The organism is Salmonella sp. NW884 (genome assembly GCF_051700745.1).
GTDB classification, from domain to species: domain Bacteria; phylum Pseudomonadota; class Gammaproteobacteria; order Enterobacterales; family Enterobacteriaceae; genus Salmonella; species Salmonella enterica.
On the sequence record NZ_JAMMDE010000012.1, the window covers coordinates 20,793 to 37,425 of the forward strand.

The following is a 16,633-nucleotide window of genomic DNA, read 5'->3' on the forward strand; positions in this document are numbered from 1 at the left end:
ATACTCCTGACGATAGTCAGGAGTATTTCAGCTTGCTGACCCAACAGAATTCAGTTGCCGAATATCGACACAGGCACCTTATCTGGCCTTGTTATCCAATCATCCAGGCCGGGTAAGCGAAGCGCTATCATCAGGTATTCCATAGCCTGGAATCAGTCCATTTTGTCCTGAAATAGACTTTTTTATCACGCACCATTCTCTCCGCGGAAAGTCAAATGACGTACTGACACACTTCACGGACGAAGAAGATGAAATTCGCACAGGCGCTTATCGGTATTCTTGCTGCTTTTTTTATTAGCCATATCTCTCATCATTCGCCACGCTCTGATACCAGACCAATAACCGTTCAGGCGCAAACTAATGCTGCAATCGCCCAAAGTGCCGGGACACAAATAGGTAAGACGCTATTTTATGATGCTGCCTATGTTCGTCTGGATTATCCGAATGGCGATCTTCCGCTGGAGCGTGGCGTATGTGCAGATGTCGTCATCCGCGCGCTGCGCAGTCAGCAGGTTGATTTACAGAAACGGGTACATGAAGACATGCAGGCGCATTTCTCTGCCTACCCGAATAACTGGAAGCTGAAACGCCCGGACAGCAATATCGACCATCGCCGCGTTCCGAATCTGGAAACCTGGTTCCAGCGCCACAACAAAGCGTTACCGGTGACAGATAAATATAGCGATTATCAACCGGGAGATATTGTCTCCTGGCGACTGGATAACGGCCTTGCGCATATTGGCGTGGTATCCCTGAACGTCACGCCTGAAGGGGTGCCGCTGGTTGTGCATAACATAGGCGCGGGAGCACAGGAGGAAGATGTATTATTTAACTGGAAAGTCACGGGGCATTTTCGTTATTTTTCGCATTAAACGCGGAAAACGTCAGCGACTACCGAATAGCAGCCGCTGACGAATTAACCTGTCAGATTATTGCAGATCGAAACGGTCCAGGTTCATCACTTTCACCCATGCTGCGACGAAGTCCTTCACAAACTTCTCGTGCGCATCGCTACACGCGTAAACTTCCGCCAGCGCGCGCAGTACGGAGTTGGAACCAAACACCAGATCGGCGCGGGTCGCCGTGTATTTTACCTCGCCAGTCAGACGATCCCGGCCTTCGAACAGCTCATTAGCGTCGTCGGTGGGCTTCCACTCGTAACGCATATCCAGCAGATTAGCGAAGAAGTCAGTGCTGAGCACGCCCGGTCTGTCGGTAAAGACACCGTTCTGGCTGCCGTCAAAGTTGGTTCCCAGCACACGCATCCCGCCAACCAGTACCGTCATTTCCGGCGCGGTCAACGTTAACTGCTGCGCTTTATCAATCAACAGCGATTCGGTCGTCGACACATCCAGACGCGCACGATAGTTACGGAATCCATCGGCAATCGGTTCAAGCAGCGAGAACATCTCGATGTCGGTCTGATCCTGACGCGCATCCACCCGGCCCGGCGCAAAAGGTACGCTGATGCTGACACCCGCAGCAGCGGCCGCCTGCTCGATACCGACCACGCCCGCCAGCACAATAATATCGGCCAGCGAAGCTTTATTCGTCGTTTTCTGGATCTCTTCTAATACCGGCAGAACGCGAGCCGCAACGGCGTTGACATCCCAGTCGCGCTGAGGCGCTAATGCCAGACGCGCGCCGTTAGCGCCGCCACGCTTATCGCCGCCGCGGAAAGTAGACGCGGATGCCCAGGCAACCGAAACCATCTCGCTAATAGAAAGCCCGGATGCAGCGATCGCCGCTTTCAGGTTGATAATGTCTTCCTGCGTTGGCTGGTAGAGCGGTTGCGGCAACGGGTCCTGCCAGATCAGATCTTCTTTCGGCACTTCCGGTCCGATGTAACGCGCTTTTGGTCCCATATCTCTGTGCGTCAGTTTGAACCAGGCACGAGCAAAGGCTTCATTAAAGGCCTGCGGATCGTTAAGGAAACGACGGGAAATCTTCTCGAACTCCGGATCAAAACGCAGCGTCAGGTCGGTGACCAGCATGGTTGGCTTACGTTTTTTCGACGGATCGAACGGGTCCGGGATGATGTCCGGCGCGTCTACCGCTTCAAACTGGATAGCGCCAGCCGGACTACGGGTTTGTACCCACTCATATTTGAACAGGTTCTCGAAGAAATAGTTGCTCCACTGGGTCGGCGTCTGTGTCCAGACCACTTCCAGCCCGGAGGTGATAGCATCCGCGCCAACGCCGCTACCATAGCTGCTGGCCCAACCTAAGCCCTGCGCTTCAATCGGCGCGGCTTCCGGATCGGCCCCTACATGGGATGCCGCTGCCGCGCCGTGGGTTTTACCGAGGGTATGCCCGCCAGCGATCAACGCCACGGTTTCTTCGTCGTTCATCCCCATATTGCCAAAGGTGGCGCGAATGGCGGCGGCGGCAGAAAGTGGTTCGCCGCTGTGATCCGGCCCTTCCGGGTTAACGTAGATAAGGCCCATCTCGGTCGCGCCCAGCGGCGCTTTTGCCAGCGCTTCAGGGTGTCGGTGAGTCAACCAGGCTTTTTCATCGCCCCAGTTCACATCCAGATCCGGTTCCCAGACATCTTCACGCCCGGCGCCGAAACCGAAGGTACGGAAGCCGGAGTTTTCCAGCGCCACGTTACCCGCCAGAATAAACAGGTCAGCCCAGGAAATTTTCTGGCCATATTTCTGCTTAATCGGCCACAACAAACGACGCGCCTTATCCAGGCTGACGTTATCCGGCCAGGAGTTAAGCGGCGCAAAACGCTGTTGACCACGACCCGCGCCGCCACGACCATCAATAGAACGGTAGGTGCCAGCGCCATGCCAGGCCATACGAATAAACAAACCGACATAGCTGCCCCAGTCGGCGGGCCACCACGGTTGTGAATCGGTCAGCAGCGCCTTGAGATCCCCTTTCAGGGCGGAGTAGTCTAACTTGCTAAACTCTTTGCGGTAGTCAAAGTCTTCACCCAGCGGGTTAGAACGGTTGGAATGTTGATTCAAAAGATCCACGCGAAGCTGGTTCGGCCACCAGTCGCGGCTGGCAGTCCCTGCGCCTGCGCTTCGGTCATGCCCCCCCTGATGGAAAGGACATTTTCCAGTGGATAACGTGTTATGGGTATCGTCGGTCGTGCTCATATCTCAGCTCCCTTTTAAAGTGTTACCGTTACGATATACACCAGGAGCAAATAGATATAGTTGAATTAATCCACAGATTCGATAGCTAATACCTTTTATATTTTTAGTTACAGAGATGTAGATCAATATGAGTTGTAATAAAGCTCCCGGCAGGGAGCTGGAGGTTATAAACCCGGTCTTACGCCCAGCGTGTGGCAAATGGCATAACTCATTTCCGCACGATTCAACGTGTAGAAGTGGAAATCCTTCACTCCTTCGCGGCTTAAAATTTTCACCATGTCCATCGCAATGTTAGCGCCCACCAGCTTGCGGGTTTCCGCGTCATCATCCAGCCCCTCAAACATCAGCGACATCCAGGACGGAATGCGGACATTGGTCATATCGGCAAATTTTTTCGCCTGTTTAAAGTTAGACACCGGTAAAATGCCGGGAATAATCTCTACGTCGATACCGGCAGAAACACAGCGGTCGCGAAAACGCAGGTAGCTTTCCACATCGAAGAAAAATTGGGTTATCGCGCGGTTAGCGCCAGCATCCACTTTACGCTTCAGATTAAGCAGATCGGCCTGCGCGCTTTTCGCTTCCGGATGTACCTCCGGATAGGCCGCTACTGAAATATCGAAATCGGCCACCTCTTTGAGCAAACCAACCAGATCGGCGGCGTACATCTCCGGCTTACCGCTGTCCGGCGGCAAATCGCCGCGCAAAGCGACAATGTGGCGGATACCGTTATTCCAGTAGTCGCGGGCGATGGTGCGCAGTTCATCGCGGGTGGCGTCAATACAGGTAAGGTGCGGCGCGGCCTCAAGCCCAGTACGCTCTTTAATGCCTTTAATAACGCTATGAGTGCGGTCGCGTTCCCCGGAGTTGGCGCCATACGTTACCGAAACAAACTTCGGTTTCAGACTGCTCAGGCGATCGATGGAGTTCCACAGGGTTTGCTCCATTTCACTGGTGCGCGGCGGGAAAAATTCAAACGAAACGTTAATCTGACCCTGTACTTCCGCCAGGCTCTGATTCAGGGCTTCCCGCTGGTTGGCGTGAAAAAAGCTCATACCTTACCTCATCAATCGCATGTTATTATTTGTTGTGTTGTAAACATCTATCCGTTTAGACGTCCAGATGTAAAAATGACGGAAAAGCGGAAGGACGTCAACTGAAAAATCACGCCAAAGAATGAGGAATATTCAGCAAAGTTGAATTTTCTTCATGTCACGCCGCGGCACTGAACGCGCCGCGGCAGGGGAAATTACTTCTTCACATCCGCAACGCGCATCCCTTTGAGCTGCTCATCCGTGATGGTGTTGCCCGCCTTAAAGTAATCGACTATCGCATTCGACACATAGTAGCCGCCGGAGGTATTCCGCGCCTGGCCTTCCGTGAATGCCGCAAAACCATCGCCGCCGTCGGCAAGGAAGCTGTTGGTAGCGATGTGATAAACCGTAGCATCGTCAATCGGCTTGCCATTGAGCGTCAGCACGGTAACCCGCTGGCCGACAGGTTTGCTGCTGTCATACTTCATCTCCAGCCCTTTAGACACCTGCAATACGCCGTTGCTTAATCCAGCGCCATGCTCCATCAGGCTGCGCAATTGTTTACCGGTTAAATCCATCGTGACCAGTTCATTAGGGAACGGGAAGGTACTGATTACCGCACCCATCGTCACCGCGCCAGCCGGGATTTCGTTGCGGATACCGCCAGAGTTAGTAAGCGCTAACTGGGTGTCTTTCCCCGCCGTAAAAAGCAGCGCATCCGCCGCCAGATTCCCCAGCGACGACGATTCGCCATACGCGCGGGTCAGCTCAACCGGCGACTGCGCCACCGTCTGCTGCACGACTTTATCGAGCTTTTTGTTCCAGCCGTCGATCACCTGTTTCGTTTGTGGATCGGGCTTCCACTCATCAGCAAAAATGGTCTTCAGCTCGAAGTTCTTCACCGTAAAGTGGTGTGGTTTCTCTTTGTAATCCAGCACCAGTTTACCCACATCAATACCGCCGCTGTCCGTTGAGAGGATCAGCGTATTACCGACTTTAATCGGTTCCGGCGTACCGACATGCGCGTGGCCGGTAATCAAAATATCCAGCCCTTTTACCTGACTTGCGGTCTGAATATCTTTATCCAGCGCGCGTCGCACATCGGTATTCCCCATGCTGGACTGGCGGGCCGGGGTACCTTCGTGAATCAGCGCCACGGTCAGATCGACTTTACCTTTAAGTTCATCAATGTAACGTTGCAGCCACTTAATTTCATCGCGTGCCTCAATGCCCACGCGCGTCGCGGCGGATACCGTATCATTAAAAGCAAAGACACCGTGTAAGCCGATTACGCCAATCTTGACGCCATCTTTTTCAACAATGGTGTACGGCTTATCCCAGAAGGATTTACTGCTGTCCTCATAAAAAATATTGCCCTGTACGATAGGGAATTTCGCCCGGCTCAGTTGCAACAATGTATTGTCCCAGCCATGATCGAACTCATGATTACCGATAGTGGCAGCGTCATACTGCATGGTATTCAAAATATCGATAATCGCTTTACCCTTCGTCAGGCTGCTGATATACGGTCCGGTAAAGTAATCTCCGGCATCAAAAAACCACGTCGCCTTATTTTTGGCTTTTTCCTGCTTCACCAGCGTAGTGATATTGGCCCAACCGCCAATATCGCGTTTACCGTCAGCAATCCACGGCACTTTATAAGGCTCCACATGAGCGTGTAGATCGTTGGTGTAAATAATGGTGACATCTTTGGCGCAGGCCCAGAACGGCAGCGTGAACAAAATACCGGCAGCAAGCAGTTTTACTTTCATAAATAAGTCCCTTTCAGTCATATAAAGATTCGCTACGTTATGTTCTGAAAGGTTTTTTTATGTGAGAGTCCTCACACCCGCGTACCGTTTTATGAAGGCAGAATCAACGACCTGCCAAAATCGTTGGTAAAATATATGCCGCCTCTGTTCACCATTAATGCCTGCAAAAGCGCTGGTTGTCGCAATCTTGGGCTGCCTGACTCGCCGGATTATGTGTGGCCGGACTATCGCCTGGGTTATCCGGCATTGCATTGTCGAGCCTGCGGCAGTTATCCGCCGCTCTTCAACGAGGGGGAATTTCGCCGCTGGGCGTCTGCTTATATCGCGCAATATGCCAAAGAGCATGGTCACTTTTGTCCCGACTGCTATCAAAAAACATGGATTCGCTATGGACGTAATCCCGGCGGAACGCAGCGACTTCAGTGCCAGTACTGTAAGAAAGTCTGGACGCCAAAACAGCACGCGCTGAATGTCGCCGAAACGCCGGAACAGATTTGCAGTATTCCGCTGCTCATACCGTTTCAGGGAGCGAATGCCTTCCAACAATTGTACTTTTTATTCAGTTTTGACGCTGTTCGCGGCAATGTTCTTCACCTTTCCAGCAATTTCACGTTACTTTCTGCCGGAAAGAGTTTGCATTACCACTGGAAAGGAATTGCGCCGCCCGAGGGTGAGAATGGCGATATTATTCACCGTATCGCCATTAAAGAACGGCAATTTTTACAGCGCAGTCAGTTCGATGAGATTCAGTATGGCCCGGCGGCGCTTAAACGTAACGCGCAAGGGACAATACTTCGCCCGGTCATTACGGCGCATGGTCATTTTCGGGTGCTGAAAAACCGCTTTCCTGATGTCGCGACACACATCATTGCCCATGAGTGTTTTTTGCGCGGCGCGGTCATTACGGCATGGGCGGAGCGGTTTCGCCAGCGTCTCTCCTCGCTGTGGTTCGTTGAGGAAGAGATAAACGATGACGATTGCCGCGCAGAGTGGCAACTGTTAGGCAAAACATGGCAGGGATGGTGGCAAAATCAGTGGCAACTCTGGGGGCAAGGTCACAACCGCAAAATGGTCTGTTCGTTAACCGGTTCCCACTTAGAACAAGGTGTCGCCGTTAATCTGGCGGCCAGTCGCCGCTTTGTTACCTGGCTATGGCAACAACCTGAATTCCAGCAAAGCGCCCACTATTCCGCCAAACGCGTCACGCAAATTCTGTATTTGCTGACGGAAAAATATAACTCACAATGGAATCACATTTAACCCAATGATGTAATGCCACGCATAAAAAATCACAGATTATCATTCAGAAGGCGCTATAGATTTAATCACCTCACATCCTGCTTTTATACGCTGAAAAAGAATAGAACTATTTGATAAAATGGCCCTTCGTTTTAAGTTAAAATCGGCTATAAACGTTATTCACATAATCAATATTTATTATCAATTTAAATAGTTCTATACATTCTTATTTTCTATGGAAAACAAGGGATAAATATGGAAATTACTTTACCGTCAATGTCAGATAAAAAATGGACCTGCGCCGATCTCCTGAGTAGCTATCAATTCTGGGGGATCACTTTTTTCTTTTTGGTGCTCTCTTTTATCAGTTCGCTGGGATCGTCGTATGGTGTTTATTTTTGGAGTAAATCACTGTCTATTCCAGCCGATCGTATTGGTGTTATTCTCGTTTGCGGCCAACTGGGATACCTCCTGGGTATGGTTGCCAGCTGGTTTGTCTGCCGTATAAAAAATTGTTACCCCTTCTACTTTGTTGCGCTCCTGTTAATCATTAGCGTGGTCTGTTCCTTCTGCGTAAATGGCCCGTCTGACGTACTCAGGCTTATCATAGCGCAGTTTTTAATTAGTCTGGGTGTGGGGATCGTAACGCTGTTAGTCCCCATGCTGCTTTTCAGCGCTATCGGCAGTACACAGACATTTGTTATTTTATTTAGCCTCTGCTTACTGTTCAAATTTATCATCGCTGGCTGTCTGTCTATATTTATATACTCAATTCCTTATATAGGAATAATCGCGATTACTTTAGCGGTTATCGCATTTTTGCTACTATTACCGCTCAAAAAAGAACTTTTCTATATTGCACCACCCAAAAGGTTCTCATCAACCCAGCGACCTGAGTGCGCAGAACCCGTTGTCGTCGCATTATTGGCCTTTTTCATTCCATTTTATATTATTTATTGGTTCTTCAGAATTCACCGGGAAATGCAATTTGTGGCGCCTTCGCCCCGACTCATGACCGCATGTGGCGCGGGATGGCTGTCAGCCATTATGCCGTTTGGCACAGCCATATTGTGTCTGACGCTTAGCGATGAAATCCGCGCTCTGCTGGCGAATAAAAACGAAGATGGCGGAATACGAACCGGCTGGACACTATTCTGGGCGTTACTGCTGCCACCCGTCGGCGCGGCGATTATCCAGGCAAAAATGAACCGTTTTATTACCGCTAATACCGCGGATACTGCTGACAGAGGATAAACATGGAAGGTTTTGAGTTATTTCCAAAAATTAAAGGCGCGATCAAATGGATGGCCGAGCACAGTGACTCGGTAATTCATTTTGGCTGGAATGTTGTTGCCGCCATCATTCTACTTTTCATCGGTAAGTTAATAGCTCGCTTACTATCGAGGGGGCTGGAAAAATTACTTCTCAGGCGGCAAGTGGATGCCACTATTGTCCACTTTTTCTCCGCGCTGGTTCGCTACATCACGATAGCTTTCACGGCAGTAGCCGCTCTTGGCCGTATCGGTATAGAAACCTCCTCAATTATTGCCGTTATCGGCGCGGCGGGTTTAGCCATTGGCCTGGCGTTGCAAGGGTCACTTTCCAACTTTGCCGCAGGCGTACTGCTTGTCTCCCTGCGCCCTTTCCGCGCCGGGGAAATTGTACAAATTGGCCTGGTTATCGGCACAGTAGAAAAGGTCCATATTTTCTCCACCACTCTGCTCACTGCGGATAGCAAAGAAGTTGTCATCCCGAATGGTAAAATTATTGCTGATAATATTATCAACTATTCACGACACCCCTATCGACGTATTGATCTGATTATTGGCGTGGATTACCAAAGCCGTATTGCTGACGTAAAAAGCGTGATACATCGTATTATTGAGCAAGATCATCGCATTGATAAAACCCGCGATATTACGGTCCGCCTGGGCGAACTTGCGCCCTCTAGCCTGAATTTCTATGTTCGCGTATGGGTGCCCAACGCTCAGTACTGGAGTACTTACTACGATCTTCTGGAAAATATCAAGGAAGCGATGGATGAAAACGGCATCAATATTCCTTACCCCCGGATGGATGTCCGGGTTGAGAATGTAAAAAGCATCACGCCATAATGTTTCGTCAGCAATCGGATGGCGCTTCGTATATCAGTATCTACAGAATGACTGCATAACGTATTGATGAGGGAGCGAAGCGCAACCCGGCGCTTCGCTCACGAACTTGCCTTTATTACAGCAACTGCGCCAGGCGGTTGATATCCGACTGAATCGCCCCGGCGGTCACATCGCGACCCGCGCCCGGCCCACGGATCACCAGCGGGTTATCGCGATACCAGCGGCTTTCAATAGCAAAGACATTATCGCACGGCAGCAGCGCCGCCAGCGGATGTTCCGGACGTACCGCTTCAACGCCGACGCGCGCTTTGCCATTGGCGTCGAAACGCGCCACGTAACGCAACACCAGCCCCAGTTCGCGGGCTGCCTCCAGACGCTGCACCATCTGTTCATTCAGCGCGTCGCCGTTTTCGAAAAAGTGATCGATAGACCCTTCTTCACAGTGCGCCGGCACCAACGATTCTACACGCACCTGATCCGGCTCGATGTCGTATCCCGCCTCGCGCGCCAGAATCACCAGCTTACGCATGACATCTTTTCCGGAAAGATCGACGCGCGGATCGGGTTCGGTCAGCCCCTGCTGCCAGGCCTGATCCACCAGATCGGTAAACGGCACCGTGCCGTCAAATTGCAGGAACAGCCAGGATAGCGTCCCGGAGAAGATCCCGCTGATCGAGAGAATCGTATCGCCGCTGTCAATCAGATCCCGCACCGTGTGGTTGATCGGCAATCCCGCGCCCACGGTGGCGTTATACAGCCAGTAACGCCCGGTTTTTTCAAACGCGTCATGAATCTGGCGATACTTATCGCTGGCGCTTGCGCCCGCCAGTTTATTGGCGCTAATCACATGAAAACCGTGACTGGCGAAATCCAGATACTGATCGGCCAGTTGCTCGCTTGCTGTCACATCCAGCACCACTAAATCATCATACGGATGCGCACGCATCCACAGGAATAGCGACTCTTCGTCCTGCTCAACGGCTTCATCATCAAAGAATGCCAGCGCGCGGCTGGCGTCCAGCCCTTCATAATTCAACAGGCTACGGCGGCTATCCACCACGCCCGCCAGCACAAATTCAAAACCAGTACGCGCGGAAAGCGTGCTTTGTTCACGGGCAAACAGTTCCAGCCAACGGGAACCGATGTTCCCCTTACCGAACAGCATCAGGCCAATGCGTTTTTCGGCACGGAAAACCGACTGATGCAGCCCCTGAATCAGGCTCTCAGTCGGGCCGGTACGCAGCACCGCCACCAGACTGATGCCCTCCTCCGACTGCCAGGTAAATTCCACTGGCTGACCTTTAAGCTGCTGCCAGAAGCGATGGCAGTGTAGTGGATTACGAGTGACACCCGCACCGACCATCGCCACCAGCGCCAGCCCCTGTCGCAGGCGCAATTCGCCCGGCAACCCGACATCGTCGAGGAGTTTCAGTACGCTATCCGCTACCTCGGCGGTATAGCAGAACTGCAATAGCTGGCGATCGCGATGCACGCCCACCGCCAGCGGACGCGCCTGCGCCCGTTTTAAAATTTGGTCGAGCTCTTTGTGCGCCAGCCTGAAATCCTGGCTGGCGGGCACCTGAAACTCAATCAGACAGATATCATCGTGACTGGTCACGATACGCGCGCCCGTCCCGGAAGCCAGCACTCGTTCAATTCGGGTTGACCCTTGATCCGGCGTGTAGCTACAGCGCAACTGCAAATCGATATCGCTGCCGGACACTGGCTGTAGCGTGCGGGCGTGCAGAACAGGCGCCGCCAGACGCGCCAGCTCGCTGGCTTCGTCCAGACGCAGCAACGGCAGCAGGCAGGCATCTTTCACTTTGCGCGGGTCGGCGCTATAAACGCCCGCGACATCGCTCCAGATGGTCACACGGGAAACGCCCGCCAACGCGCCGATTTGCGTGGCGGAATAGTCGGAACCGTTACGGCCTAACAGGACTGTTTCGCCGTCGTGATTGCGGCTGATAAACCCGGTCACGACCAGACGTTTGCCAGGATGCTGCGCCAGTAGCTGTTGCAATAAAGGATAAGATAGCCCTTCATCAACCTGCGGCTGTGCGGCGCGTTCGGCGCGTAAAAATGCGCGCGCGTCCAGCCAGGCGGCATCCAGACCCTGCTGATTCAGGACGGCGGACATCAATCTCGCCGACCAAATTTCGCCGTGTCCGACGATCTCAGCATAGACGGCATCCGTTACGCCGCCGTCGAGCAAGGCGGCAAGACGTTCCAGATCGCTAATAAAAGCGCTGGTTAAATCATCTGCCGCGTCGGCGGGAAGCAGCCCGCTAATCAGATCGCACTGGTAGCGGCGTAACGTCTGTAATACCTGATGCGCAGAAAGGCGATCGGTCTGGCTTAACTTGAGCCAGCTAATCAACTGGTTGGTGGTACTGCCTGCGGCGGACACTACCATCATATCGTCAGGCTGCGAATACTCCGCCATAATGCCTGCGACACGCAGGTAACACTTCACATCCGCCAGACTACTGCCGCCAAATTTATGCAGTTGACGACCTTTCGCCCCTGCCTGCGCAATCACACTCATGTTTACCCCTTGTTTGCAGCCCGGAAGCCATTTTCCAGGTCGGCAATTAAATCTTCGCCATCTTCAATACCGGTGGAGATACGCAGTAGCGTTTCGGAGATCCCGGCGGCGGCACGCGCCTGCGGCGACATACCGGCATGCGTCATGGTGGCGGCGTGAGAGATCAAACTTTCCACTCCCCCTAAAGATTCCGCCAGCGTAAACAGCGACAGCCCGCCCAGAAAACGACGTAGCGTCTCCTCATCCCCATCCAGTTCAAAACTCAACATTGCGCCAAAGCCTTTTTGCTGACGCGCGGCAATCTCATGTCCCTGATTATCCGGCAGCGACGGATGATACAGTTTTTTCACCAACGGCTGGGTTTGCAGATATTTCACAATCGCCTGCGCGTTGCGCTGCGCCAGCTCCATACGCGGCACCAGAGTTCGCAGGCCGCGCAGCAGCAGATAGCTATCAAACGCCCCGCCAGTGACGCCAATATTATTCGCCCACCACGCCAGTTCAGTGACCATTTCCGGATCTTTAGCAATCACCACGCCAGCCACGACATCCGAATGACCGTTGAGATATTTCGTGCATGAATGCAACACCAGATCGGCACCCAACGCCAGCGGATTTTGCAGCGCCGGGCTTAAAAACGTGTTATCAACGACGCTCACTGCGCCCGCCTCGCGCGCCAGCCGACAGATTTTCGCAATATCCACCACGCGTAACAATGGATTACTTGGACTTTCTACCAGTACCAGCTTCGGTTTTTCTTCCAGCGCCGCCTGTAAGGCGCGTTCATCGCCCTGATCGACAAACCGCACACGATAACAGCCGCGTGTCGCCAGACTGTCAAACAGACGATAACTGCCGCCATAGCAATCATGCGGCGCGACCAGCAGATCGCCCGGCTTGAGGAAAACGGTGGTGACCAGATGAATCGCCGACATGCCGGTATTCGTCAATACCGCGCCCGCGCCGCCTTCCAGTTCCGCTAATGCGCGCTGAACAACATCACGCGTGGGATTACCGCGGCGGGAATAATCATGCGCGCGCGGCTCATTGAAACCGGTAAAGTTATAGGTACTGGAGAGGTGGATTGGCGGCACAACGCAGCCGTATTGTTCGTCATCGTTTAATCCGCTACGCACTGCGATAGTGGCCTGTTTACGCGTCATATGAAGATATTCCTGGCTGAGTCGGTGAAAGTCAGACCACAGATTAACCACTACCACAATAGACGTCAATACATCTGGACATCTAAACTTCTTTGCGTATAGATTGAGCAAACCGCAAATAGCCGTTAAAATTATATGCATTAGCGCACATCTGCGACCGCTAACTTCGTGTCAGGGCCGCGCCACTACGGTAAACTACGCGCGATTATGGTCCGGGCTCAGGTTCAGACCTCAATATTAATGACGAAGAGGATTAAGTATCTCATGGCTGAATGGAGCGGCGAATATATCAGCCCATACGCTGAGCACGGTAAGAAGAGTGAGCAAGTCAAAAAAATTACGGTTTCCATTCCTCTGAAGGTGTTAAAAATCCTCACCGATGAACGTACGCGTCGTCAGGTGAACAACCTGCGCCACGCCACCAACAGCGAGCTGTTGTGTGAAGCATTTCTGCACGCCTTTACCGGGCAACCCTTGCCGGATGATGCCGATCTGCGAAAAGAGCGCAGCGATGAAATCCCGGAAGCGGCAAAAGAGATCATGCGTGAGATGGGGATTGACCCGGAAACGTGGGAATACTGATAACAAAGCATGCGGTCAGAACGCCTCTGGCCGCGCTTTTTTAACGATTCCCCTGTACACGGCTATCTCCGACATTTTTCTAACCGTTCATCTTCCCGAATAGCCCTCGGTGGATAAATTTGTCAGACATGATAAGTTTCTCTTCGTTATTTTCCTGAAAAAAATTCCCGACATGTCATAACCGATATAATTTTATTATATTTAAACTTCCAATCTTTATTTAAATTTTCACGTAGCAAAGCGTACATGAATAATAATACACCGCCATATATTTACTGAACAAATAGTATAACAATGAGTATTGTTAAAAAGACCATGGACACCTCATATTTGTGACCAACATCATTATTCCCCTCCGCGGATTGTTTTACTTTTTTAAATGTTTTTTCATCTTCGATAAATAAGAAGGTTAATATACATTCATTTTATCGATAATATCGAATGGGGAAATAAATATGTTATTTACAAGGAAAGTCTTACCTGTATTATGCTGCCTGTGTTTGAGCGGCAGCGTTTTGGCCTCAGGCGTTTTAGACCCAAACAGGCCAATGGTCGCATCAGCAGATGTCATTCCAGTCCATGAGGGGCCATTAGGTATGGTCGATGTCGCCCCCTACGGCGGCGTTTTCCCATTAACAGCAATCATTAATAAAGCCAATCATAATGTACAGAACGTGAAGGTTACCGTTTTAGGGAAAGGGGAAAAAGGTATCCCGATCAGTTATGATGTCGGCCCGCAGGCTATAAATACCCATGACGGCATACCTGTATTTGGCTTGTATCCAGATTATGTCAATAAAGTTAAAGTTGACTGGACTGAAGAAGGTAAAAAACAAACTTATACGTGGTCCATTTACGCCGCACCGGTATCATTACCCTCTACTACCGGGCAAACTGCCGTTCTTCCTACGGTAGAACCGGTTAAAGTCGATAGCTCGCTTAAAAATCGCTTATATCTTTTTAACCATATAACGGGGATGCCAAGAGCCGGCCACATTATGCATGTCGCAGGCGGCGCGGCGAACTGGGATTATACCGGTATCAACTGGATTAGCGATACGAATGGTGATGTTCGCGGCTATATGAATATTGATAAATTCCGTAACCAGGATGATATAACGCGCTTTGGTTCCATGATGAGCTTCCATCAGGTTAACGATGGCAATCTTATTTTTGGCCAGGGTCAACGTTACTTTAAATATGATTTCTTAGGCCGCGTTATTTCTGATAAACGACTGCCAAAAGGATTTATTGATTTTTCGCACGCCATTACCGAAACGCCGAAAGGCACCTACCTGCTGCGTGTCGCAAAAGAAAATTATCCATTAAATGGTAAATACACCATCAATACTGTGCGTGATCATATTCTTGAAGTTGACCAGAACGGCGATACCGTCGATTACTGGGATCTGCCAAAAATCCTCGACCCCTATCGTGACGACGTTATTCTGGCGATGGATCAGGGAGCGGTATGTTTGAGCGTCGATGCCGAACATTCCGGTCAGGTCATGACCAAAGAGCAGCTTGCAAAACAACCCTTCGGCGATATCGCGGGCTCCGGCCCGGGCCGCAACTGGGCGCATGTTAACTCCGTCAGCTACGATCCTCGCGACGACAGCATTATCATTAGCTCGCGCCACCAGTCTGCCATCATCAAAATTGGCCGCGATAAAAAAGTGAAATGGATACTTTCCGATCCATCCGGCTGGAAAGGCGAACTGGCGAAAAAAGTGCTGAAACCCGTAGACAGCAACGGTAAACCGCTAACCTGCGAAGCTCACCACTGCGACGGTGGATTTGACTGGACATGGACACAACATACCGGTTGGTTAGTGCCATCCAAAAGCACCGGAGGTAAAACCGTCGTGACCGCCTTTGATAACGGCGATGCGCGCGGCATGGAACAACCGGCCATGCCGTCAATGAAATATTCCCGCGGCGTGGAATATCAGATTGACGAAAAAAATATGACGGTTTCCCAAATGTGGGAATATGGTAAAGAGCGCGGTTTTGACTGGTACAGCGCCATTACTTCCGTCACGGAATATCGCCCGGAAACCAAAACGATGTTCATGTACTCGGCCACAGCGGGAATGAGCGGTACAAATCCAATCGTTTCCGTTCTGGATGAAGTCAAAGACGGTACTCAGGATGTGATGCTGGAGCTAAAAGTACACAGTAACCGTGCTGGCATGCTGGGTTATCGGGCGCTGATTATCGATCCAGAGCAGATGTTTAAAAAATAAAGCGTGAGAGTAAAAGTAAAACAGGCGGAAGCCAACTTCCGCCTGAATGGTTAAAACGTATTGTAGTAGCGTAGCGTCATTAGGCAAACGTCACAATATACCGCGCCTTTACCGGTGATACATCATGAAAAATCTCTTTATCGCCTGGATAAGTTTATTGCTATATGGCTGCACAACCTTTCCACAAGCCGTAAAACCTACGACAGGCGGACAGCCCTCCCCGACGGAAATCTATATCGTCAGTCATGGCTGGCACACGGGAATTATTGCGCCGGCCCATGATGTTAATACCGTTCTGCCACAGCTTAAAAAACGGTTCGCTCAGGAGGCGCAGTGGTATGAAATCGGCTGGGGCGATAAGGGCTTTTATCAGTCACAAGAAATAACCACCGCGCTTACGCTCCAGGCCATGTTCTGGTCATCCGGCGCGGTTATGCACATCGTCGCCTTTTCCGGTCAACCAGAACGCTATTTCGCCGGTAGCGAGATAAAATCACTACTCCTGCACACAAACCAGCGTAACAGTCTGATGCGTTATCTGGGCCGCAGCTTTGCGCGTGACGCAGAGGGTAATCTGATTCCGTTAAAACAAGGAATTTACGGCGATAGCCAGTTTTACGCCGCGAATGGCCGCTACGGCATACTCAATACCTGCAATAAATGGACAGCGAAGGGGCTGGAAAGCGCGGGACTGACTATAAATCCTTCGTTAAAACTCACGGCAGGAAGCGTAATGAAAGCGATTACGGATCACAGAATGTGTCTGAACAAATACTGTTATCCCTAGAAAACAAAAAAAGCGCCCTGCGGCGCTTTTTTTTCTGG

At 51.3% G+C, this 16,633-nt stretch carries 12 protein-coding genes; 7 read left to right on the forward strand and 5 right to left on the reverse strand.

All coding sequences use genetic code 11. From position 1 onward, the window contains the following. Positions 1–248 precede the first annotated feature (248 nt). Positions 249–872: a DUF1287 domain-containing protein gene (locus NA197_RS20155; RefSeq protein WP_000666688.1), complete on the forward strand. Its 624-nt coding sequence runs from the start codon at positions 249–251 to the stop codon at positions 870–872. 57 nt (positions 873–929) lie between these two features. On the opposite strand, the gene katG is transcribed toward NA197_RS20155, so the two are convergent. From katG to NA197_RS20170, 3 genes are all read right to left on the reverse strand, one after another. After that, a complete protein-coding gene (gene katG / locus NA197_RS20160) occupies positions 930–3,110 on the reverse strand; it encodes a catalase/peroxidase HPI (RefSeq protein WP_000108103.1) in 2,181 nt (726 codons plus the stop codon). 164 nt (positions 3,111–3,274) lie between these two features. Beyond that, positions 3,275–4,165: a methylenetetrahydrofolate reductase gene (metF, locus tag NA197_RS20165; protein WP_000007504.1), complete on the reverse strand. Its 891-nt coding sequence runs from the start codon at positions 4,163–4,165 to the stop codon at positions 3,275–3,277. 194 nt (positions 4,166–4,359) lie between these two features. Then, positions 4,360–5,916 (reverse strand): bifunctional metallophosphatase/5'-nucleotidase, encoded by a 1,557-nt coding sequence (locus NA197_RS20170; protein WP_000865252.1) that lies wholly within the window; start codon positions 5,914–5,916, stop codon positions 4,360–4,362. 135 nt (positions 5,917–6,051) lie between these two features. Here NA197_RS20170 and NA197_RS20175 point away from each other — a divergent pair, with 135 nt between their 5' ends. The 3 genes from NA197_RS20175 (at position 6,052) to mscS (ending at position 9,269) form a co-directional block, all read left to right on the forward strand. Continuing rightward, a complete protein-coding gene (locus NA197_RS20175; RefSeq protein WP_064043063.1) occupies positions 6,052–7,176 on the forward strand; it encodes a hypothetical protein in 1,125 nt (374 codons plus the stop codon). A gap of 234 nt (positions 7,177–7,410) precedes the next feature. Beyond that, entirely contained in the window at positions 7,411–8,409 is a 999-nt protein-coding gene (locus NA197_RS20180) for a hypothetical protein (RefSeq protein ID WP_064043062.1), read from the forward strand. A gap of 2 nt (positions 8,410–8,411) precedes the next feature. After that, positions 8,412–9,269: a small-conductance mechanosensitive channel MscS gene (gene mscS, locus NA197_RS20185; protein WP_000398244.1), complete on the forward strand. Its 858-nt coding sequence runs from the start codon at positions 8,412–8,414 to the stop codon at positions 9,267–9,269. Positions 9,270–9,384: 115 nt separating this feature from the next. Here the strand turns inward: mscS and metL are convergent, their stop codons facing one another. Both metL and metB read right to left on the reverse strand, forming a co-directional pair. Then, positions 9,385–11,817, reverse strand: coding sequence for a bifunctional aspartate kinase/homoserine dehydrogenase II (gene metL, locus NA197_RS20190; RefSeq protein WP_000110811.1), 2,433 nt, complete (start codon positions 11,815–11,817; stop codon positions 9,385–9,387). Between the two features lie 2 nt (positions 11,818–11,819). Beyond that, a complete protein-coding gene (metB, locus tag NA197_RS20195; protein WP_000197212.1) occupies positions 11,820–12,980 on the reverse strand; it encodes a cystathionine gamma-synthase in 1,161 nt (386 codons plus the stop codon). 264 nt (positions 12,981–13,244) lie between these two features. On the opposite strand from metB, the gene metJ reads away from it, so the two are divergent. The 3 genes from metJ (at position 13,245) to NA197_RS20210 (ending at position 16,595) form a co-directional block, all read left to right on the forward strand. Next, positions 13,245–13,562, forward strand: coding sequence for a met regulon transcriptional regulator MetJ (gene metJ / locus NA197_RS20200; protein ID WP_000852811.1), 318 nt, complete (start codon positions 13,245–13,247; stop codon positions 13,560–13,562). Positions 13,563–14,017: 455 nt separating this feature from the next. Next, a complete protein-coding gene (locus NA197_RS20205) occupies positions 14,018–15,808 on the forward strand; it encodes an aryl-sulfate sulfotransferase (protein ID WP_023260237.1) in 1,791 nt (596 codons plus the stop codon). A gap of 124 nt (positions 15,809–15,932) precedes the next feature. Continuing rightward, positions 15,933–16,595, forward strand: coding sequence for a TIGR02117 family protein (locus tag NA197_RS20210; RefSeq protein ID WP_061375763.1), 663 nt, complete (start codon positions 15,933–15,935; stop codon positions 16,593–16,595). The last annotated feature ends 38 nt before the right edge of the window (positions 16,596–16,633 follow it).